The following is a 21,428-nucleotide window of genomic DNA, read 5'->3' as shown; positions in this document are numbered from 1 at the left end:
CGGCGGCTTGTTTCTTTTGGCGGACTGTTTTTGATCATGACCACCATTCCCCTGACCAAGCGTGGCGCGGAGCAACTGAAGGAAGAGCTGCAACGGCTGAAGACCGTGGAGCGCCATGCGGTGATCCAGGCCATCGCCGAGGCCCGCGCGCAAGGGGACCTGTCGGAGAACGCCGAGTACGACGCGGCCAAGGACAAGCAGGGCTTCATCGAAGGTCGCATCCTGGAGATCGAGAGCAAGCTGGCGGCAGCCCAGGTGATCGACCCGAAGGCGGTGGATGCCGGCGGCCGCGTGGTGTTCGGCGCGACGGTCGACCTCGAGGAGGAAGCCTCGGGCCAGGAAGTGACCTACCAGATCGTCGGCGAGGACGAGGCCGATCTGAAGAAGGGCCTGATCTCGATCAGCTCGCCGATCGCGCGCGCGATGATCGGCAAGGAAGCCGGCGACGTCGCCGAAGTCCAGGCCCCGGGCGGCCTGAAGCGCTACGAAATCGTCGAAGTCCGCTACGTCTGACGATGGCCGAGCGGCTGCGGCGGTTGCTGCCGGCGCTGTGGGCCGGGCTGCTGCTGTGCGTCGCGCTGATCGCCACGCCGGCGCCGTTCGCGACGCTGGCCAGCACCGATGCCGGCCGTGTCGTGGCGCGGATCTTCGTTCAGGAAGCGTGGATCAGCCTCGGCGTGGCGCTGCTGTTGCTGTTCATCGAGCGCCGGCGCGCGCGGGATGCGGCCGAGGCCGGCCGCGGCTCGGTGCTCAGCACCGAGATGCTGCTGCTGCTGGGCACGCTGTTCTGCACGATCGCCGGGCACTTCGGCATCCAGCCGATGCTGCCGGCGGCGCGCAGCGGGCAGGGGGCACTGAGTTTCGGCCAACTGCATGGCCTGAGCGTGCTGTTCTTCGGCGCGAAGACGGTGCTCGTCCTCGCGCTCGCCTGGCGGATCAGTCGGCCTGTGCCTTCTTCTTGACGCTGGTGGTGCGGGCCTTGGCGCGCTTGATCGAGCCGCCGGCGGTCACGCGCTGGTTGCCGAAGACCTTGATCTTCTTGACCTGCGGGCGGTGGCTCGGGCTCTTGGAGAACTTGACGATCTTGACCGTGCGTGGGCCGGCCATGCGGTCCTCGCGCTCCACCTTTTCCTTCGGCGGCAGCGGCCGCCACAGCACCAGCAGCTTGCCGATGTGCTGCACCGGCGCGGCGCCGAGCTCGTCGGCGAGCTTGGCGAGCGCGGCCTCGCGCTCGTCGCGGTCGTCGGAAAACATGCGCACCTTGATCAGGCCATGGGCCTTCAGTGCAGCATCGGTTTCTTTCAGCACCGCGGCGGTCAGGCCGTCGGCGCCGATCAACACCACCGGGTCCAGGTGATGGGCTTCGCCCCGCTTGTCCTTGCGGTCGGCGGGCGTCAATTTGAGTGCAGGCATCTGCGTATTATCCCAAGGCGATGAAGTTCAAGACCAAGAGCAAGAAACTCAACAAGGCGTGGCTGCACGATCACCTGCAGGATCCGTACGTCAAGTTGGCGCAGCGCGAGGGCTACCGAGCCCGCGCCGCCTACAAGTTGAAGGAGATCGACGAGACCCTCCATCTGATCAAACCGGGGCAAGTGGTGGTCGACCTGGGCTCGGCGCCGGGCGCCTGGAGCCAGTACCTGCGCCGCCGTTTCGCTCCGAAGACCGCCGGCTCCGGCGGCGCGGCGGTCGGCGAGCTCGACGGCACGATCATCGCGCTGGACATTCTGCCGATGGAGCCGATCGAAGGCGTGCAGTTCATCCAGGGCGATTTCCGCGACGACGCGGTGCTCGCCACGCTGCGGGCGGCGGTCGGTCCGCGACAGGTCGATCTGGTCGTGTCGGACATGGCGCCCAACCTGTCCGGCGTCGAGTCGTCGGACGCAGCGCGCATCGAGAACCTCGTCGAGCTGGCGATCGAGTTCTGCCAGCTGCAGCTCAAGCCCGGCGGCGCCCTGGTCGCCAAGGTCTTCCATGGCAGCGGTTACAGCCAGCTGGTCGAACGCTTCAAGAAAACCTTTCGAACCGTGAAACCCGTCAAACCAAAAGCATCGCGTGACAAGTCCGCCGAAACCTTTTTGGTGGGCATCGGTCTGAAAACCCCGGCGCGGGCGGTGGACGAGGCAGCAAACGAGGCGCAAGGTGGGTCGAAATGAACCCGATTTGCCCTGTTCCAGCACGGTCTTGCGTCAGCTTCGCAAGGGCTTGACTCGAATAGAATCGGCCCCATCTGCCCACGCATTCGGGTGGTGCGTGCAAGTTCGGCGCGTCGCCTGCGTCAGGGATTGGCTAAAGGAGCCGCGGTGAACAATCAATGGTTCTCGAAGGTCGCTGTTTGGCTGGTGATAGCACTCGTGCTGTTCACCGTGTTCAAGCAGTTCGACCGCGGGGTGTCGCAGGGCCAGCAGATCGGGTATTCCGATTTCCTCGAAGAGGTGCGCGCCCGACGGGTCAAGTCGGTGACGCTGCAGGAGGGCTACGGCAGCTCCGAGATCCTCGCCACGACGACCGACGACAAGAAGATCCGCTCGACCGCCACCGCGCTCGATCGCGGCCTGGTCGGTGACCTGATCAAGAACGACGTCAAGTTCGACGTCAAGCCGCGCGAAGAACCGTCGCTGCTGATGAGCCTGCTGATCAGCTGGGGTCCGATGCTGCTGCTGATCGGCGTCTGGGTCTACTTCATGCGCCAGATGCAAGGTGGCGGCAAGGGCGGCGCCTTCAGCTTCGGCAAGAGCCGCGCGCGCATGCTCGACGAGAGCAACAACTCGATCACCTTCGCGGACGTCGCGGGCTGCGACGAGGCCAAGGAAGAGGTCAAGGAGCTGGTCGACTTCCTGAAGGACCCGCAGAAGTTCCAGAAGCTGGGCGGCCGCATCCCGCGCGGCGTGCTGATGGTCGGCCCCCCGGGAACCGGTAAGACGCTGCTCGCGAAGGCCATCGCCGGCGAGGCGAAGGTGCCGTTCTTCTCGATCTCCGGTTCCGACTTCGTCGAGATGTTCGTCGGCGTCGGCGCGGCGCGCGTGCGCGACATGTTCGAGCAGGCGAAGAAGAGCGCGCCCTGCATCATCTTCGTCGACGAAATCGACGCCGTCGGCCGCCACCGCGGTGCCGGCCTCGGCGGCGGCAACGACGAGCGCGAGCAGACGCTGAACCAGATGCTGGTCGAGATGGATGGCTTCGAGACCAATCTCGGCGTCATCGTGATGGCGGCGACCAACCGGCCGGACATCCTCGACCCCGCGCTGCTGCGCCCGGGTCGTTTCGACCGCCAGGTCTACGTCACGCTGCCCGACATCCGCGGCCGCGAGCAGATCCTCAACGTGCACATGCGCAAGGTGCCGATCGGCCAGGACATCCGGGCCGACATCCTCGCGCGCGGCACGCCGGGCTTCTCCGGCGCCGATCTCGCCAATCTGGTCAATGAAGCGGCGTTGTTCGCCGCCCGCCGCAACGCACGCGTCGTCGAGATGATCGACTTCGAGCGCGCCAAGGACAAGATCATGATGGGCACCGAGCGCAAGAGCATGGTGATGGACGAGAACGAGCGTCGCAACACCGCCTACCACGAAGCCGGCCATGCGCTGATCGGCCGCCTGCTGCCCAAGCTCGACCCGGTGCACAAGGTCACCATCATTCCGCGCGGCCGTGCGCTCGGCGTCACCTTGTCGTTACCCGAGAAGGACCGCTACAGCTACGACCGCGACTACATGCTGAACCAGATCAGCATGCTGTTCGGCGGCCGCATCGCCGAAGAAGTGTTCATGAACCAGATGACCACCGGCGCGTCGAACGACTTCGAGCGTGCGACGCAGATGGCGCGCGACATGGTGATGCGCTACGGCATGAGCGAGAAGCTGGGTCCGATGGTGTACGCCGAGAACGAGGGCGAAGTCTTCCTCGGTCGCTCGGTGACCAAGACGACCAACATGTCCGAAGACACGATGCAGAAGGTCGACATCGAGGTGCGCCGCATCATCGACGAGCAATACGCGATCGCGCGCAAGCTCATCGAGGACAACAAGGACAAGATGCACGCGATGGCTGCGGCGCTGCTGGAATGGGAAACCATCGACGGCGAGCAGCTCGACGACATCGTCAACGGCAAGCCGCCGCGGCCGCCGAAGGACTGGACACCGCCCTCGGCCCGCCCGGTCGGCCCGAGCGCCCCGGTCAGCACCGACGGCGCGCCGGCGACGGCCGGCTGACACTCAGGCGAGTTTTCTTCGATATTCACGCGAGACGGGGCCGGCAGGCCCCGTCTTCATTGGTGATGCACTGGCAGACCACCCGCTTCACGCTCGACCTGTCCCGGCCGCTGGTGATGGGCATCGTCAATGCGACGCCCGACTCGTTCTCGGATGGCGGCCGCTTTCTCGACGCCTCGCAGGCAATCGCGCACTGCGAACAGCTCGTCGCCGAGGGTGCGGACATCCTCGACATCGGCGGCGAATCGACCCGCCCCGGCGCACGGCAGCCGACGCGGGAGGAGGAACTGGCCCGCGTCGTGCCCGTGCTGCGGCATGCAGTAACGCTGGGGTGCGCGGTATCGGTCGATACCAGCCGGCCCCAGGTGATGCGGGCCGCGCTCGATCTGGGCGTGGACATCGTCAACGACGTGCGCGCGCTGCAGCGGCCGGGCGCGATCGACGCCATCGCGCAGTCGCGCGCCGGCGTCTGCCTGATGCACATGCGCGGCGAGCCCGGGACGATGCAGGCCGAAACGGACTACGGCGACGTCGTGGCCGAGGTGGCAGCCTTCCTGCAGCAACGCCTGGATACGGTTTTCGCAGCCGGCGTGGCATTGGAACGCATCGTGCTCGATCCGGGCATCGGTTTCGGCAAGACGCCCGCGCACAATTGGGCGCTGCTCGAACGCCAGGCGGAGCTGGTGGCGATCGGCAGGCCCTTGCTGGTCGGCTGGTCGCGCAAATCGACGCTTGGTCGGCTGACCGGGCGGCCGGTCGCCGACCGGCTGGCGGCGAGCGTGGCCGCCGCGCTGGCCAGCGTCCAGCGCGGCGCACGCATCGTGCGGGTGCACGACGTCGCGGCAACGGTCGACGCATTGAAAGTCTGGCAGGCCGCTGGCTTGTCGCGTTAGGAAACAAGAGAGGGATTTCGCAGCATGGCTCGACGCTATTTCGGCACCGATGGCATCCGCGGCGAGGTCGGGCAGGACCCGATCACGCCGGACTTCATGTTGCGGCTCGGCCATGCCGTCGGGCGCGTGTTGCGCCGCTCGACGCAGCGGCCGGTGGTGCTGATCGGCAAGGACACGCGGATCTCGGGCTACATGATCGAGTCCTCGCTCGAAGCGGGCCTCGCCTCGGCGGGCGTCGACACGCTGCTGACCGGACCGCTGCCGACGCCGGGCGTCGCCTACCTGACCCGCGCGCTGCGGCTCGACCTCGGCGTCGTGATCAGCGCGTCGCACAACCCGTACCAGGACAACGGCATCAAGTTCTTCTCCGCGCGCGGCGAGAAGCTGCCGGACGAGTGGGAGCTCGCCGTCGAAGCGTCGCTGGACGAGCCGCCGCAGTGGGCGAACGCGGCGACGCTCGGCAAGGCGCGCCGCGTCGACGATGCGCAGGGCCGCTACATCGAGTTCTGCAAGAGCACTGTCGGCAACGACATGTCGCTGCGCGGGCTGAAGGTGGTGATCGATGCGGCGCATGGCGCGGCCTACCACGTCGCGCCGGACGTCTTCCACGAGTTGGGTGCCGAGGTGCTGACGATCGGCTGCACCCCCGATGGCGTCAACATCAACGACGGCGTCGGCGCCACCGCGCCGCAGGCGCTCGTCGCCGCGGTGGCGCAGCACGGCGCCGACTACGGCATCGCGCTGGATGGTGATGCCGACCGGCTGCAGCTCGTCGATCGCACGGGGCGTCTCTTCAATGGCGACGAGCTGTTGTACGCGATGGTCGTCGATCGTCTGGCGCAAGGCCAGGCGGTGCCGGGCGCCGTCGGCACGCTGATGAGCAACATGGGCATCGAACTGGCGTTGAAGCGCCGCGGTGTCGAGCTGGTGCGGGCCAAGGTCGGCGACCGCTATGTGCTCGAGGAGCTCGTCGCGCGCGGCTGGCTGCTGGGCGGCGAGAGCTCGGGCCACCTGCTGGCGCTCGACAAGCACACCACCGGCGACGGCATCGTCAGTGCGCTGCAGGTGCTGCAGGCGACGCAGCGCGCTCAGGCCTCGCTGGCCGACCTGCTGGCCGGCGTCGCGTTGTTCCCGCAGACGCTGCTGAACGTGCGCCTGGCGGGCATGTCCGACTGGAAGCAGAACGAGCGCCTGGTCGGCGAGGCGAAGGCCGCGGAAGCCGCGCTCGGCGGCGAAGGCCGGATTTTGATCCGCGCTTCGGGCACCGAGCCGGTACTGCGGGTGATGGTCGAAGCCAGCGATGGCGAGCAGGCGACGCATTGGGCCCAGCGCCTGGCAGAAGCGGCGAAGGCCGCCTGAGCGTCGTCAGCCGCGCCGGTAGACCGATATCCACTCGTTGCGATCGGTCGGCCGCCGTTCGCGCGCTACCTCGCGCCAAGCCGGCGGCGTGGGCGGACGCGCCGCGCCGCGCGTGACGATCACCAGCACCTCACAACGGCCGCGCGCGGCATCGGGCGAAGCATCCACTCGCCGCCGCGCGTAGTACTCGAGCGCGGCCACCAACGACGCGGTCGCCCCCGGAGCGGCCACGCAGCCTTCGGCGGGTAGCCAACGCTGCAACCGATCGATGGTCGCCCGGTAGCTGCGACCGTAGTCCAGCAGCGGCAGCCACAGGCTCATCAGCAACAGCCAGCACAAGGCAACGCCACCCGCCGGCAGCACCAGGCTCTTCCACAGGGCCGCCTGATGGCGGCCGGTTCGCCAGCGCACCAGCCACACCCAGGCGGCTGTGCCGGCGACGGCCAGGGCGGTCGCCAGCAGCGACCAGTGCGCCTGAAACCCCGGCGCGAGGCGCTGAACGTTGGCCGCCGGCTTGGCCGGCACGCCGGTCTGCATCGCGACATAGACAACCCAGATCGTCAGCGCGCACAGCGAGAAGAAGAACACCGAGAACCAGTCGATGCCGGCCGATGCGCTGCGGCGCAATGTCGGCAGTGCGAAGGCAGCGAGGATCGCCAGGCCGGGCAGGGCGAGCATCAGCGCTCGGTCTGCGCCGCCCATCAGCACGCAGGTGGCCAGTGCGACGACCGCCGACAGCAGCGGGATCGCGAGGTGCAGCTGCAACAGGTGGCGGCGCCAGCGCCACAAGGTCCACAGCGCGAGCGCCCAGGCCGGCCACAGGAACCACACCAGCAGCCGCACCAGCTGCAGCGGATCGATCACCGCGGCAATCCGCCAGCGCCAGGCATGGACCGGCCAGGCGACCAGCATCGCCAGCACGGTCGCTGCCGCGATCCATGGCACCAGACGGCGCAGCACCGGCGGCACGCCAGTGCGCCATCCGAGCACGACGCTGCCGAGCCCGATCGCCAGCGCCATCGCCGGTGCATCGCTCGCCGCCAGCGCGGGCAGAGAAAGCAATATGCCCAGCCTCGGCAACCACGGTGCGCGGTGCAGCGCTGCAGCGAGGCTCCATTGGAAGCAACCCAGCGCCGCGAGCTGCGCGAGCTCCGGCGTGGTCTCGTGCCCGAGCTGCAGCAGCCCCAGCGTGGCGATCAGCGCCAGCACCGCGCCATCGGCGATCGCACGCGCATAGTCGGTGGCGTCGGCCTCTCCGCCGAAGGCCAGCGGCAGCGGCTGGGCAGCCTCGGTGCGGGCGAGATGGAACGTGGCGTGCCACACGGCCACCAGTGTCAGCACCAGCAGCAGCGCGAACGGCAGGCGTGCGGCGACTGCGGCATCCAGCCACGGCGAGCCGATCACGATGCCGGCGGCGCCGATCCAATGCGGCAGCAGCGACGCCCCGGTCGGCACCCCGCCGAGCGCCGGTGCGAGCCACGGGGCGCGGCCTTCGGCCAGCGCGAGCATCTGGCCGAAGGCGTTCAGGTCGGCACCGCGCCAGGGGTCACGGCCGAACAATCCCGGCAACACGTAGGCAGCGCAAAACAGCAGCAGCGCCAAGCGCGGCAGCCGGTGTGCGGCCTCGCGTGTCACCAGCGCGGGATTCGGCAGCGGGGTCACTTAGTCGATGATGCCCGAGCAGGCAGTAAAAAGGGCAGCCGAGGCTGCCCTGATGTCCGTGTGCACGGAGCTAAAGCGATCAGGCCGACTTCTTGGCCAGGCCGACGCGCGCGAACTTGTTGCGGAACTTCTCGACGCGGCCACCGAGGTTGTCGATGCTCTTTTGCGTGCCGGTATAGAACGGATGGGTTTCGCTGGTCGTCTCCAGCTTCACCAGCGGCAGCTCGCGGCCGTCGTCCATCTTGACGGTTTCCTTCGTCTGCACCGTCGAGCGGGTGACGAACTTGAAGCCGTTGGACAAATCCACGAAGCAAACTTCGCGGTAGTTGGGGTGGATGCCATCTTTCATACGAAACCTCTTCGCTCAGGGAATGTCGGCAGCCACGCCGCACCATGCGTGCGCACTTGCCAGTAGCGGAAAACCGAAAATTATAGCCTGCGGCCGAGATCAGCCGCCGCGCCGCATCATGTCGAAGAAGTCGAGGTTGTTCTTGCTCGACTTCATCTTGTCGAGGATGAACTCCATTGCCTCGATCTCGTCCATCGGATAGAGCAGCTTGCGCAGGATCCAGGTCTTCTGCAGGATCTCAGGCTTCAGCAGCAGCTCTTCGCGCCGCGTGCCCGACTTGTTGATCAGGATCGACGGGTAGACGCGCTTCTCGGCCATTCGGCGGTCGAGGTGGATTTCGCAGTTGCCGGTGCCCTTGAACTCTTCGTAGATCACCTCGTCCATGCGCGAGCCGGTGTCGATCAGTGCGGTGCCGATGATGGTCAGCGAGCCGCCTTCCTCGACATTGCGCGCGGCGCCGAAGAAGCGCTTCGGGCGCTGCAGGGCGTTGGCGTCGACGCCGCCGGTCAGCACCTTGCCCGACGAAGGCAGCACGTTGTTGTAGGCGCGCGCCAGGCGGGTGATCGAGTCGAGCAGGATCACGACGTCCTTCTTCAGCTCGACCAGGCGCTTGGCGCGCTCGATCACCATCTCGGCCACCTGCACGTGGCGGGCGGCGGGCTCGTCGAAGGTCGAGCTGATGACCTCGCCGCGCACGGTGCGCTGCATCTCGGTCACTTCTTCGGGCCGCTCGTCGACGAGCAGCACGATCAAGTGGATCTCGGGGTGGTTGGCGACGAGCGAGTGCGCGATGTGCTGCATCATCACCGTCTTGCCGGTCTTCGGCTGCGCGACCAGCAGCGCACGCTGGCCTTTGCCGATCGGCGCGATCAGGTCGATGATGCGGCTGGTGATGTTCTCTTCGTTCTTGATGTCGCGCTCGAGCCTGAACGGCTCTTTCGGGAAGAGCGGCGTCAAGTTCTCGAACATGATCTTGTGCTTGCTCTCCTCGGGCGTCAGGCCGTTCACGCGGTCGACCTTGACCAGCGCGAAGTAGCGCTCGCCGTCCTTCGGAACGCGCACCTCGCCTTCGATCATGTCGCCGGTGTGCAGGTTGAAGCGGCGGATCTGGCTCGGCGACAGGTAGATGTCGTCGGTCGACGCCATGTAGCTCGTGTCGATCGAGCGCAGGAAGCCGAAGCCGTCGGGCAGCACCTCGAGCACGCCGTCGCCGAACACTTGTTCGCCGCCCTTGGCGCGCTTCTTCATGATGGCGAACATCAGCTCCTGCTTGCGCATGCGAGCGACGTTGTCGATCTCCAGCGCCTCGCCCATCTTGATGAGCTCGGAGACGTGAAGCGCCTTCAGTTCTGACAGATGCATAACGGGTAATCACCCTGGGGTGGTGGGCCGGGCGCCTTGCCAGGGACGCGTGGGGCCGGGAGTCGGGCACGAACCGCTGCGCCAACTGCTCCGCGCGCGGCGGAGTACAAACGATGCGCTGGGGTTGGGGCCGGAACCACGCGCTCGAACGGGTGCCGGCGGTGCCGGCGGCGTGGTGGCAGATCCTGCGGCAGTGGGAGCGCGCTTGTGACGTCGCACCCCACTGCAATGCGGCGAATTATAGGTGCGGCTGGAGGAAAGCCGTCAACTGGGCTTTCGACAGTGCGCCGACCTTGGTCGCAGCGAGCTGGCCGCCCTTGAAAAGCATCAGCGTCGGGATGCCACGGATGCCGTACTTTGCGGGCACGTCGCGGTTGTCGTCGACATTGAGCTTGGCGATCTGCAGGCGGCCGCCGTATTCCTTGGCGGTTTCGTCGAGGATCGGCGCGATCATCTTGCAGGGACCGCACCACTCGGCCCAGTAGTCGACCAGCACCGGCGTCTCGGAATTCAGCACCTCGGCCTCGAACGAGGCATCGGTGACCTCCTTGATCAGTTCACTGCTCATCGCGGTTCCTTGGGAATTTGGCCCAGAAATGGGCTCGAAGAATTCTGACATAAAGGCCTTGCCCACACGGTCGGCGACACTGGTGGCCACGCTATGACTGCAATAGACGAGATCCGCCTGCCCACCGCGCTGACGCCCGAGCGGCTGTGGGCCGACCTGCCGGCGCTCGTGCACGGCTGGCTGGCGCAGCGCCGGTTGGCCGCGCGCGACGCCGTATTGCTGTTGCCCTATGCCGACCTGCTGCCGCCGGCGCGGCAGGCCTTTGCGCGACAGGGCGGCTGGCAGCCCCGCATCGAAACACCGCGCACGCTGGCCGAGGCGCTTGCACCGCCGCCGCACCGCGACGAAGGCGGCCCGAGTGGCGACGCCGCGCTGGACCGCCTGCTGGTGGCTGCGATGCTGCAGCAGCTGCCGGGCATCGCCGATTGGCGCCGGCGTGATCCGAAAGCCCATGCCCGTGCCGTCGACGAGGTCGCCGCCGCGGCGCTGGCGCTCGCGCGTGCCGCCGCCCAGCGCGCACCGACGGAGCGCGACGGATGGTGGGCGCGAGCACGGGCGGCGCTCGCGATGCAGGTCGACGACGCCGCACCGCTGAACGGTGCCCTGGCCCGCCTCGCGCTCGAATGGGCTGCCCAGAGCGCCGCGCCGGCGAGCGATGTGCTGTTCACCCTGCGCCCGGCGGCGTGGATCGTGCTGCAGGCCGGCGGCGCCGACCCGCTGGTGCAGGCCCTCGTCGATGAGGCGACCTCCCGCGCCACGGCGCTGCTCCGGCTGCAGGCCGACCCCTCTTCCGAAGCACCGTTCGACGACATTCACGCCGCGGGCCTGCAGGCCTGGCACGCCGCCGACGCCGAGGACGAGGCCGTTGCCGCCGCTGCGGCGGTGATCGACGCGGTGCACCTGCGTGCCGGCCCGGTGGCGCTGGTCGCGGAGGATCGCGCGCTGGTGCGGCGCATCCGGGCGCTGCTCGAACGCGCGGGGCTGCCGCTGGCCGACGAATCGGGCTGGATGTTGTCGACGACCCGGCCGGCAGCGCAGGTGATGGCCTTGCTGGGCGCCGTGCATCCGCGCGCCTCGGCCGATGACTGGCTCGACGCGATCAAGGCCGAAAGCGGTCCGGGCGAGGGCGGCTTGGTCGATGCGCTCGAAGCGCATTGGCGGCGCGGTCCGGCCACGACGCCGGCGACGCCACCGACACCCCGCCTGCAGCGTGCACTCGACGCCTGGGCGGCGCGCCAGCAGCGCTGGCAGGGCTTGAGCGGAGCGCGGCGGCAACCGCTCGCCGCCTGGTTGCAGGCCTTGCGCGACACGCTCGGCTCGGCGCCGGGCGGGCCCGCGCGATGGGCCGGTGACGCGGCGGCGCGCGCGGTGTGGCAGGCGCTGAGGCTGGATCGGCTATCGGTGCGCGCCGACGTCGACCGCACGCCGCTGACGCTCGACGAGTTCAGCGCCTGGGTCGACGCTGCGCTGTGTGACGCCTCCTACATCCCGGCGATCGCGCGCGAGGGCGCACCGGTGGTCGTGACGCCGCTGGCGCGCGCGCTGCTGCGGCCGTTCGCAGCGGTCATCGTGCCCGGTGCCGACGAGTCGCGGCTGGGCACCGCAGCGCCCGGCCCGGCCTTGTTGAACGACGCGCTGCTGCGCTCGCTGGGCATCGACGACCACGCGGCGCGCGCCGAACGCCAGACGATGCGCTTCGTGCAGCTGCTGCGGCATCCGAAGCTGCTGCTGGTGCGGCGCCGAGCCGATGACGACGAGGCGCTCGGGCCTTCGCGCTGGTGGCGCCGGCTGCAGCTGGCGCAGCAGCGCCAGGGGGCACCGAGGCTCGACGAGCAGGCCGCGCCGCTCGAGTCACGCAGCCTGCAGCCCGCGCCGGTGGCGGCGCCCGCGGCGCTGGCGGCGAGTGCGCTGCCGAGCGCCGTCAGCGCCAGCGCGGTCGAAGCGCTGCGCACCTGCCCCTACCGCTTCTTCGCGCGCTCGGTGCTGCGCCTGTCCGAGCTCGAGGAGCTGGCCGACGATCCCGGCAAGCGGGACTACGGCAGCCTGCTGCATGCCGCGCTGCAGCGCTTTCACGACGAACGTGCCGCCGGCGCCGCGCCGCCGGACGCCGCCGCCCGGCTGGTCGAGCTGGCCGAAGAGGCGGCCCGCGAGCTCGGCGTCGACGGTCCGGCGCTGCTGCCGTTTCGTGCCGGCCTGGACGCGTTCGCTGCGCGTTATCTGCGCTGGCTCGCCGTGCGTGAAGCGGCGGGCTGGTCCTACGAGGGTGGCGAGGTCGAGGTGATCGCTGCCCCGGCCGATCTGCCGGCGTTGAAGCTGCGCGGCCGCATCGACCGCATCGATCGCCACGCGTCGGGTGCGCAGCAGCTGCTCGACTACAAGACCGGCAGCCAGCGCTCGCTGAAGGACAAGCTCGCCGATCCGTTCGAGGACACGCAGCTCGCGTTCTACGCGGCCCAGATGTTGAGCCAAGGTGCCGACCCCGAGCGTCTGCGCGCCAGCTACCTGGCCCTCGACGAGCGCGATGCGATCGGCGAGCTCGAGCATCGAGACGTCGCCGCCAGCGCGCACGCCTTGCTCACCGGCCTGGCCGACGAATGGGCGCGGCTCGGCGCCGGGGCGCCGATGAAGGCGCTCGGCGAGGGCATGGCCTGCGAGTTCTGCGAGGCGCGCGGGCTGTGCCGGCGCGACCACTGGTGGTCCGACGGCGAGGAGGGCGCTCCGTGATCGCAGCGGCCTACCGCGCCGACGGCCAGCCCTGCAGCCGCGAGGCGTTCTACGCGCTCGCCTGCGACCCGGCGCGCAGCGTCGTCGTCGAGGCCTGCGCGGGTGCCGGCAAGACCTGGATGCTGGTGTCGCGCATCCTGCGCGCGCTGCTCGACGGCGTGGCGCCGGAACAGATCCTGGCGATCACCTTCACCCGCAAGGCCGCGGGCGAGATGCGCGAACGGCTGCAGGAGTGGCTGACCGAGTTCGCGCTCGCCGACACGCCATCGCGCATCGACGCGCTGCGGCAGCGCGGCGTCGAAGCCGCACAGGCCGAAGCGCTGGCACCGGCCTTGGCGGGGCTCGCCGAGCGGCTGCTCGCGAGCGGCCGCGCGGTCGAGATCCTGACCTTCCATGCCTGGTTCTCGCGCCTGATGCGCGCCGCGCCGCACGAGCTGCTGCAGCGCCTCGGCCTGCAGCCGGGCATGGGGCTGATCGAAGACATCACCGAGCTGCAGCCCGAGCTGATGCGGCGCTTCCATGCCGCGGTGGCGGACGACGCCGACGCGCTCGCCGACTACCGCGCGCTGATCGAGCGCCACGGGCGCGCGCGCCTCGCCGCGTGGCTGGCGGCGGCGCTCGACAAGCGCATCGAGATCGAGCTGGCCGACGAGGCCGGCCGTGCCGAGCTGGCCTTGCCGGCGCTCGACGACGACGAAGCAACGGCCGTCGACCGCTTGGCCGACGACATGCTGCTGCGCCATCGCCTCGACGACGCCGCGCGCGCGCTCGGCGCCCACAAGGGCAAACGCGAGCGCGACGCCGGCGACGGCTTGCAGCAGGCGCTTGCCGAGTCCGACCCGCTGGCCACCTTCGAGACGGCCTGGGCCGCCTTGTTCACGAAGGAGGACAAGCCGCGCAAGCTCGGCGACGCGCCGGCCGTCGAGGATGCCTTCGGGTTGCTGCTGCAGCTGCGCGACGAGATCGCGCAGCAGAACGCGCGGCGCGACCACGGGCGCATGCTGCGGCTGTCACGTCGGCTGCTGCTGGCATGGCGCGACCTGAAGCGCGAGCGCGCGCTGGCCGACATGGCCGATCTCGAGCGTTGCGCACTGGCGCTGTTGTCCGATCCGGTGCTGTCGGGCTGGGTGCAGCAGCGGCTGGACCAGCGCACGCGACAGGTGCTGATCGACGAGTTCCAGGACACCAGCCCGCTGCAGTGGCAGGCGCTGCTGAACTGGCTGTCCGCGTATGCCGGGTCCGGTGGGGGGCTAAGCGGGCAGCGGCCGCCGGCGGTCTTCATCGTCGGCGACCCGAAGCAGAGCATCTACCGCTTCCGCCGCGCCGAGCCGCGGGTCTTCGCCGCGGCGCGGGAGTTCGTCGCGCAGGGGCTGGGCGGCACGGTGCTCGAATGCGACCACACGCGGCGCAACGCGCCGGGCGTCATCGAACAGCTCAACCGTGTTTTCGGCGATGCCGAGGCGGCGGGCGAATTCAGCGGCTTTCGCAGCCACACGACCGAGGCGGCACCGGTGCCCTTGCCGGCCTTGCGCGTGCTGCCGGAGGCCGCACGCCCGGCGCGTGAGCGCGCCGACCGCTCGCAGGCGCCGGTGTGGCGCGATTCGCTGAGCGAACGCCGCGTCGAACCCGAGGTGCTGCTGCGGCGGGCCGAGGCCGCGCAGGTGGCCGCGGCGATCGTCGAATGTCTCGACGGCGGCGTGGCGCCCGACGAGATCATGGTGCTGGCACGCAAGCGCAACGTGCTGGCACTGGTTGCCGACGCGCTGCGCGAGCGCCATGTGCCCTGCGTCGCGCCCGAGGATCTGCTGCTGGCGGAGGTGCCCGAGGCGCGCGACCTGATCGCGCTGCTCGATGTGCTGGCCTCGCCGGGGCATGACCTGTCGCTGGCCCATGCCCTCAAAAGCCCCGTTTTCGCGGCCGACGATGCCGAGCTGCTGGCACTGGCGCAGCGCGCGCGGACGAACGGCGGCCACTGGCGCGCGGCGCTCGCGGACTGGACCGATGCGCCCGCAGCGCTGGCGCGCGCACGCGATCTGCTGGCCGGCTGGGCGGCCGTATTGCCGCAGCTGTCGCCGCACGACCTGCTCGACCGCATCGTGCACGAAGGCGACGTGCTGGCGCGTTTGGTCGCCGCGGCGCCGCCGGAGCGGCGCGGCATCGCGCGCCAGGCGGTGCAGGCGCTGCTCGCGCAGGCGCTGGCGATCGACGGCGGCCGTTATGCGACGCCCTACAACTTCGTGCGCGCGCTGCGGCGCAGGCCGGTGCGCATCGGCACGCCGGCGTTCTCGGGCGCCGTGCGCCTGCTGACGGTGCATGGCGCCAAGGGGCTCGAAGCCGACCGGGTGTTCCTCGTCGATGCCGATCCCGAGCCGCCGAATGCCGGCCAGGCCGGCTTGATGGTCGAGTGGCCGGTGCACGAGGCCGCGCCGAGCCGCATCGCCTTCGTCGCCAGCCTGAGCCGCTGCCCACCGAGCCTGCGCCGGCTGGCCGACGAAGAGGCGCTGCTGAATGCGCGCGAGGACCTGAACGTGCTGTACGTCGCGATGACGCGTGCCCGCTACGCGCTGGTCGTCAGCCGCACGCCGCCGCGCGCCAGCGATCCGCTGGCCTGGTGGCCGCGCTTGCTGTCGGCGGCCGAGCCGTGGGTGCCTGACCTGGCGCGGCAGGCCCACGGTGCTGCCGCGCTGCTGACGTTGCCGGTGCTGCCAGCGGCGGCACCGGAGTTCGCCCACGCCGTGGCAGCGGCATCAGCCGTCGACGAGACCGCGGCGCGCCTGGGGCAGGCGGTGCACCGCGTGCTGGAGTGGGCCGCGCAGCGCGCCGCCGGCACCCGCCCGCGCGCCGAGCTCGCGGCGGCGGCAGCGCAGGCCTTCGGCCTCGATGCGACTGCGGGCGCGGAGATCGAACGGCGCGCGGCCGAGGTGCTCGATGCACCGGCGCTGGCCCGCTTCTTCGATCCGGCGGCCTTGCGCTGGGCCGGCAACGAGGTGCCGGTGGCGCACGACGGCGACCCCCTGCGCATCGACCGGCTGGTGCAGATCGAGGCTGACGGCTGCTGGTGGGTGCTGGACTACAAGCTCGCGTCGGCGCCCGAGCGGCTCGACGACAACCGCGCCCAGTTGCGCCGTTATCGTGATGCCATCGCGGCACTCCAGCCCGGAGACCCGGTGCGCGCGGCGTTCATCGCCGGCGGCGGCCGCCTGGTCGAGTTGTCAGCAGAAGATACAGATTCGCCGACAGCGTGATCTGATGCCCGATCACCGGGCTGTTCCGGCCATCGCGGGTGGGCGTGGTTTGCTCCAATCGGAACACCACTCTGACTCGCCATGCCCGCGTCGACCACGGCCCCCCCTTCAGCGTCCCGCTCCCAGGCGGTGCGCCACTTCGGCCGCTTCCAGCTGCTGCAGCTGGTCGGCAAGAGCGCGCGCACGATGCTCTGGCAGGTCGCCGACCCGCGCAACGGGCAGGAGCTGGTGCTGGCAATGCCGCGCAACCGCCCGACCGAGCCCGAGGCGCTGGAGCGCTGGCGCCAGGCCGCGCGCAAGGCGTCGCGCATCGACCACCCGTCGCTCGCGCACGTCGTCGAAGTCGGCGAGGTCGAGCAGTGGCCCTACATCACCTATGACCGCGGCAACAGCGCGACGCTGGCCGAGCTGCTGACGACCAAGGGCCAGCCGGCCCTGGAGATCGTGCCGCGTGCACTGCAGGCCTTGCAGGGCCTGGCCTTCGCGCACGAAGCCGGCGCATCGCACCAGGACCTGCAGCTCAGCATGCTGCTGATCGGCGAGTCGGGACCCTGCCGCGTGATGGGGCTGGGCGTCGCGATGGCGCCGCTCGACGCCGGCGCCGTACCCAGCAGCCTGCAGGCGCACCGCATCGCCGCCGAGCGCGACGTGCTTGCCTTCGGCATCGTGCTGCACCATGCGCTGTCCGGGCAGCCGGCGCTCGAGCAGGCCGACGTCGCCGCGGTCATCGAGCGCCTGCCGGCGCAGGGCCGCGAGATCGTCAGGCTGCCGTGGAGCACGGCCCACCCGATTCCGGAGGCGCTGCGCGCGATCGTCAACCGGTCGACCGACCGTCAGGAACGCCAGCGCTACCGCAATGCCCGCACGCTCGAGCACGCACTCGAAGGCTGGCTGTCGACGCAGGCCGGCCAGGGCGGCGGGCCGCTCGCACAACTGAATGACCGCATGCGCGCCAACGGCGCCTTGCCGTCGGTGCCCGGCGGCGCCGCGCGCGCCGCGCGGCTGGCATTGATGGAGCGTGAACGCACCAACGAGCTGGCCGAGATCGTGCTGCAGGACACCGCGCTGGCCTTCGAGATGCTCCGCATGGTCAACAGCGCGCAGGTGCGCGCGGCGATGGCCGCCGGCAGCGGCCCGGTGCTGACGGTGCGGCGCTCGATCGCGATGTTGGGACTGGATGGCGTGCGCCGCGCGGCCTTGTCGCTGCGGGCCTGGCCCGGGCCGCTGAACGAGACGCAAGCGGCCGATTTCGACCGTCTGCTCGAACGCGTGCGCCGCGCTGCGCGCATCGCGCAATGGCTGCGACCGGCCGGCTACGACGCCGAGGTCGTCTACCTTCTCGCACTGCTGCAGAACCTGGGCCGGCTGATCGTGCACTACCACTTCCCCGACGAGGCGCAGCAGATCCGCCGCCTGATGCAACCCGCGCCGGCCGCCAAGGCCGGCGAGCCAGACGAACCCGGGATGACCGAGGAGGGCGCTGCGTTCGCCGTGCTCGGCACCGACGTCGAATCGCTCGGCGCGGCGGTGGCGCGCCAATGGGGCCTGGACGATACCGTGATGCACATGATTCGCCGCGTCGCAGCGACCAGCCCGGTGCGCTCGGCCGAGACCGATGACGAGGTGCTGCGGCTCGCCGCCTGCTGCGCCAATGAAGTGGTCGACGTCGGCGGCCTGCCGGCGCCGCAGCAGGCCAACGGTCTGCAGCGGGTCGCACAGCGCTATGCGCGTGTGCTCGGCATCAGCTTGCGCGACGTCCAGCTCGCCGCCCAGGGCATCGCGCCGGGCTCCGACGAAGACGTCGCCGGTCGCGCGTCACAGCTCGGGGGCCTGCATTGAGCGCTACCGCGGTGGCGGCGCGCAGCGGGCGGCGCATCGGGCGCTTCCGGCTCGGCGAGGAGCTCGGCCGCGGCGCGCAGGCAACGGTCTGGCTGGCGCACGACGAACGGCTGGAGCGCGACGTGGCGCTGAAGCTGATGAACCCGGACGCCGACACGCTCGCCGTCAGCCAGTGGCTGCACGAGGCGCGCGCGGTCAGCCGGCTGTCGCATCCGCACATCGTGCCGGTGTTCGAAGCCGACGAGCATGCCGGCCAGCCGTACCTCGTGTTCGAGCTGGTGCGCGGCCGCACGCTCGCCGAGCACCTGCGCCGCAACGGCGCGATGGCCCCGCGCGAAGCCGGCACGCTGATGGTCGGCGTGCTCGATGCGCTGCGCACTGCCCACGAACACGGCATCGTTCACCGCGACCTGAAACCGTCGAACATCCTGCTCGACGGCGAGGGCCGCGCTCGCGTGATGGACTTCGGCATTGCCGCGCGCGTCGCCGACAACGCCGACGGCCGCATCGTCGGCACGCCGGGCTACATGTCGCCCGAAGCCGCGCGCGGGCTGCCGCCGTCGCCGTCGATGGACGTCTTCGCCGCGGGCATGCTGCTCGCGGAGCTGCTCGCCGGAAGCCCGCTACTGCGTGAGCGCGACCCGTACCGCGCGCTGCATCGCATCGTCAACGAGGACATGCAACTGCCCGAGGGTGTGCAGGTCGACGACGCCTTGCGCGCTGTCGTGCAGCGCGCGCTGGCCCGCGATGCCGCGCTGCGCTTCGACAGCGCCGGCGCGATGCGCGATGCGCTGCAGGCCTGGCTGCAACCGCAGGCGACCGAGGGCGCCGCAGGGGCCAATGCGAGCGGCACGCTCGACTTCCTGTTGCGGCGCATGCGCCACAAGAGCGACTTTCCGACGCTGTCCGATTCGGTCGTGCGCATCCAGCGCATCGCGACCTCGGAGAAGGAAAATCTCAACAGCCTGGCAAACGAGATCCTGAAGGACGTCGCGCTGACCAACAAGCTGCTGCGCATGGTCAACACCGTGCACTTCAGCAGCGCCGGCGGCGGCACGATCAGCACCGTCTCGCGGGCGGTTGCGCTGGTCGGCTTCGCCGGCATCCGCAACATGGCCTTGTCGCTGGTGCTGCTCGAGCACATGAAGGACAAGGGCCACGCACACCGGCTGCGCGAGGAATTCCTGCGTTCGTTGATGGCCGGCCAGCTGGCCACCGAGCTGACGCCGCTGGCGCGTGATGCCGAAGAGGCCTTCCTCGGTGCGATGTTCCACAACCTCGGCCGCTTGCTGACCGAGTACTACTTCCCGGAAGAAGCGCAGGCCATCCGCGAGCAATTGCAATCCGCCGCGACGCGCGCGGACGGCCCGCCGGTGTCGGCGGAAAGCGTGTCGGAGCGCGTGCTCGGCATCGGCTTCGAACAGCTCGGCCTGGGCGTTGCGCGCGCATGGGGTCTGCCGGACTCGCTGCAACGCTGCATGCGGCGCCCCGACGCCGAACCGCCGAACCGGGCCGTCGACCGCGGCGCCGAGCGCCTGCGCTGGCTGGCCGCCGCGGCGAACGAGACCGCCGACATCCTGCTGCACACCGAGCCGGACCAGCTTGCCGGCCGGATGGCATCGATCACCGAGCGCTTCGGCAAGGCCTTGTCGATCGGCACGAAAGAGTTGCAAGCGGCGGTCACCGCCGCGCAACAGAAGCTGGCCCAGCTCGCACCGGCGATGGGACTGCAATTGCCGAAGGCGGTGACGGCGCTGAAGCTGTCGACTGCCGGCACCGGCGAGCGCCGGCCCCAGGATGCCGGCGACTCGCTGTCGCCCTATGAACTTCAGGCGACGCAACCGTTGAACCCGGCGCAGGCCGCCGCGGCCATCGAGCCGGCGACCGCGGTGCTGGCGCCGGAGCGCGTCGTCGAGCTGCTCGCCGCCGGCATCCAGGACATCACGAACACGATGGCGGCAGACCAATTCAAGCTCAACGAAGTGCTGCGCATGATCCTCGAGACCATGTACCGCAGCATGGGCTTCCAGCGCGTCGTCTTTTGCCTTCGCGAGCCGAAGAGCGAAGCGCTGCTCGGCCGCTTCGGCCTCGGCCACCAGGCCGATGCGGTGGCCAAGGCCTTCCGGGTGGAGCTGCGGCGCGGCGCTGCGCCCGATCTGTTTGCCGCGGTGTGCCTGAAGAACGCCGATACGCTGATCAGCGATGCGCGGGCAACGCACATCGCGCAACGCCTGCCCGCGTGGTACGCGAAGCAGGTCAACGCCGCGTCGTTCCTGCTGCTGCCGATGGCGATGAAAGGTGCCCCGTTCGCGCTGATCTACGGCGACAAGGCAGCGCCGGGCGAGCTGGCATTGGGTGAGCGCGAGCTCGCGCTGTTGCGCACCCTGCGCAACCAGGCGGTGATGGCCTTTCGCCAGGCCGGCTGAACGAGCACAAAGCAAAACGGCCGTCCCGAGGGACGGCCGTTGCGCTTGGGCGAGGTGCCCTGGCGATTACTTCTTCGCGGCGGCTTCACCAGCCGGCGTGGTCTTGCCTTCCTTGACGGCGGCCTTGGTCTCGGCCTTCACGTCGGCACGGGCCTTGTCGGACTTCGACGCGGCCGCGGCGGGTGCAGCAGCGGCATCACCTGCCGGCGCGGTCTTGCCTTCCTTGACGGCGGTCTTGGTCTCGGCCTTCACGTCGGCGCGAGCCTTGGTGCTCTTCGCGGCGGGAGCGGCCGGGGTGGCTTCACCTGCCGGCGTGGTCTTGCCTTCCTTGACGGCGGCCTTGGTTTCGGCCTTCACGTCGGCACGGCTCGGGGCCGAAGCTTGCGCATAGGCGCCCTGGGCGACCATCGCGGCGGCAACGGTGGCGATCAGCGAGAGAGCAGTCTTCATCTTCATCAGCAACTCCTGGTTGGATTCGAGGGAAAGAGCCTTAAACGCCCTCGCGAATTTCGATGCTCGGATGGGGCGCAGCACTACCTCCGTCATCATAACGTTGCACCGCAGCGCGGGTTGACTTGGGGGGTGCACGCAGCCGCAGCGCGCATCGGCCGGCCACAAAGCGTTGCGCCGATGCTGCAGTCGCTGCCTGGACAGGCGGAGGAGGGAGGGTGACGAGCCTTGCCCTCGGCACTGGTTGCAACGGTTAGGGCTGCTTCGTTCCCGACCTGACCCAGTTGGCCGCGCTTCCATGCGAGGAGGCCCGTCACCGACGATTGTAGGCGAGGGGTCGCGG

The 21,428-nt window shown here is 69.8% G+C and carries 16 protein-coding genes and 1 other RNA gene; 10 read left to right on the top strand and 7 right to left on the bottom strand.

Annotated features, from left to right (window positions below; genetic code table 11):
- Nucleotides 1–36 precede the first annotated feature (36 nt).
- Complete coding sequence (gene greA / locus HLB44_RS23380; RefSeq protein ID WP_173127875.1) at nt 37–513, top strand: transcription elongation factor GreA; 477 nt, start codon at nt 37–39, stop codon at nt 511–513.
- 2 nt (nt 514–515) lie between these two features.
- The gene (locus tag HLB44_RS23375) at nt 516–962 is read left to right on the top strand and encodes a DUF4149 domain-containing protein (RefSeq protein ID WP_173127872.1); all 447 of its coding nucleotides are present in this window, start codon (nt 516–518) and stop codon (nt 960–962) included.
- Here HLB44_RS23375 and HLB44_RS23370 read toward each other — a convergent pair.
- Nucleotides 937–1,413 (bottom strand): YhbY family RNA-binding protein, encoded by a 477-nt coding sequence (locus HLB44_RS23370; RefSeq protein ID WP_173127869.1) that lies wholly within the window; start codon nt 1,411–1,413, stop codon nt 937–939. The genes HLB44_RS23375 and HLB44_RS23370 overlap by 26 nt on opposite strands.
- A 20-nt stretch (nt 1,414–1,433) precedes the next feature.
- On the opposite strand from HLB44_RS23370, the gene HLB44_RS23365 reads away from it, so the two are divergent.
- From HLB44_RS23365 to glmM, 4 genes are all read left to right on the top strand, one after another.
- Nucleotides 1,434–2,156 carry an RlmE family RNA methyltransferase gene (locus HLB44_RS23365; protein ID WP_173127867.1) on the top strand — a complete coding sequence of 241 codons (723 nt, stop codon included), beginning with the start codon at nt 1,434–1,436 and terminating at the stop codon, nt 2,154–2,156.
- Nucleotides 2,157–2,303: 147 nt separating this feature from the next.
- The gene (gene ftsH / locus HLB44_RS23360) at nt 2,304–4,208 is read left to right on the top strand and encodes an ATP-dependent zinc metalloprotease FtsH (RefSeq protein WP_173127864.1); all 1,905 of its coding nucleotides are present in this window, start codon (nt 2,304–2,306) and stop codon (nt 4,206–4,208) included.
- Nucleotides 4,209–4,273: 65 nt separating this feature from the next.
- Entirely contained in the window at nt 4,274–5,101 is an 828-nt protein-coding gene (folP, locus tag HLB44_RS23355; RefSeq protein WP_173127861.1) for a dihydropteroate synthase, read from the top strand.
- 24 nt (nt 5,102–5,125) lie between these two features.
- A complete protein-coding gene (gene glmM, locus HLB44_RS23350; protein ID WP_173127858.1) occupies nt 5,126–6,460 on the top strand; it encodes a phosphoglucosamine mutase in 1,335 nt (444 codons plus the stop codon).
- Between the two features lie 6 nt (nt 6,461–6,466).
- On the opposite strand, the gene HLB44_RS23345 is transcribed toward glmM, so the two are convergent.
- The 4 genes from HLB44_RS23345 to trxA form a co-directional block, all read right to left on the bottom strand.
- Nucleotides 6,467–8,122, bottom strand: coding sequence for a hypothetical protein (locus HLB44_RS23345; protein WP_343051500.1), 1,656 nt, complete (start codon nt 8,120–8,122; stop codon nt 6,467–6,469).
- 79 nt (nt 8,123–8,201) lie between these two features.
- Nucleotides 8,202–8,471 (bottom strand): type B 50S ribosomal protein L31, encoded by a 270-nt coding sequence (locus HLB44_RS23340; RefSeq protein ID WP_173127855.1) that lies wholly within the window; start codon nt 8,469–8,471, stop codon nt 8,202–8,204.
- Between the two features lie 99 nt (nt 8,472–8,570).
- Entirely contained in the window at nt 8,571–9,833 is a 1,263-nt protein-coding gene (gene rho / locus HLB44_RS23335) for a transcription termination factor Rho (RefSeq protein ID WP_173127852.1), read from the bottom strand.
- A 238-nt stretch (nt 9,834–10,071) separates the two neighbouring features.
- Entirely contained in the window at nt 10,072–10,401 is a 330-nt protein-coding gene (gene trxA / locus HLB44_RS23330) for a thioredoxin TrxA (RefSeq protein WP_173127849.1), read from the bottom strand.
- 93 nt (nt 10,402–10,494) lie between these two features.
- Here trxA and HLB44_RS37420 point away from each other — a divergent pair, with 93 nt between their 5' ends.
- The 4 genes from HLB44_RS37420 to HLB44_RS23310 all read left to right on the top strand — a co-directional run bounded on the left by HLB44_RS37420 (nt 10,495) and on the right by HLB44_RS23310 (nt 20,635).
- Nucleotides 10,495–13,125, top strand: a complete 2,631-nt coding sequence (locus tag HLB44_RS37420) for a PD-(D/E)XK nuclease family protein (protein ID WP_173127846.1) — start codon at nt 10,495–10,497, stop codon at nt 13,123–13,125.
- Nucleotides 13,122–16,370, top strand: a complete 3,249-nt coding sequence (locus HLB44_RS23320) for a UvrD-helicase domain-containing protein (RefSeq protein WP_173127843.1) — start codon at nt 13,122–13,124, stop codon at nt 16,368–16,370. Before HLB44_RS37420 ends, HLB44_RS23320 begins: the two co-directional genes overlap by 4 nt.
- Before the next feature lie 81 nt (nt 16,371–16,451).
- Nucleotides 16,452–18,209, top strand: a complete 1,758-nt coding sequence (locus HLB44_RS23315) for a serine/threonine protein kinase (RefSeq protein ID WP_173127840.1) — start codon at nt 16,452–16,454, stop codon at nt 18,207–18,209.
- Nucleotides 18,206–20,635 (top strand): serine/threonine protein kinase, encoded by a 2,430-nt coding sequence (locus HLB44_RS23310; RefSeq protein WP_217283776.1) that lies wholly within the window; start codon nt 18,206–18,208, stop codon nt 20,633–20,635. The genes HLB44_RS23315 and HLB44_RS23310 overlap by 4 nt, the downstream gene beginning before the upstream one ends.
- A 66-nt stretch (nt 20,636–20,701) precedes the next feature.
- Here the strand turns inward: HLB44_RS23310 and HLB44_RS23305 are convergent, their stop codons facing one another.
- A complete protein-coding gene (locus tag HLB44_RS23305; protein ID WP_173127837.1) occupies nt 20,702–21,169 on the bottom strand; it encodes a DUF4148 domain-containing protein in 468 nt (155 codons plus the stop codon).
- 133 nt (nt 21,170–21,302) lie between these two features.
- An RNA gene (gene ffs, locus HLB44_RS23300) (signal recognition particle sRNA small type) lies at nt 21,303–21,400 on the bottom strand.
- Between the last annotated feature and the right edge of the window lie 28 nt (nt 21,401–21,428).

This window comes from Pseudaquabacterium terrae (assembly GCF_013266755.1).
GTDB lineage: Bacteria > Pseudomonadota > Gammaproteobacteria > Burkholderiales > Burkholderiaceae_C > Pseudaquabacterium > Pseudaquabacterium terrae.
Note: the sequence above shows the minus strand (reverse complement) of the source record. Positions and strands in the feature narration are given on the sequence as shown.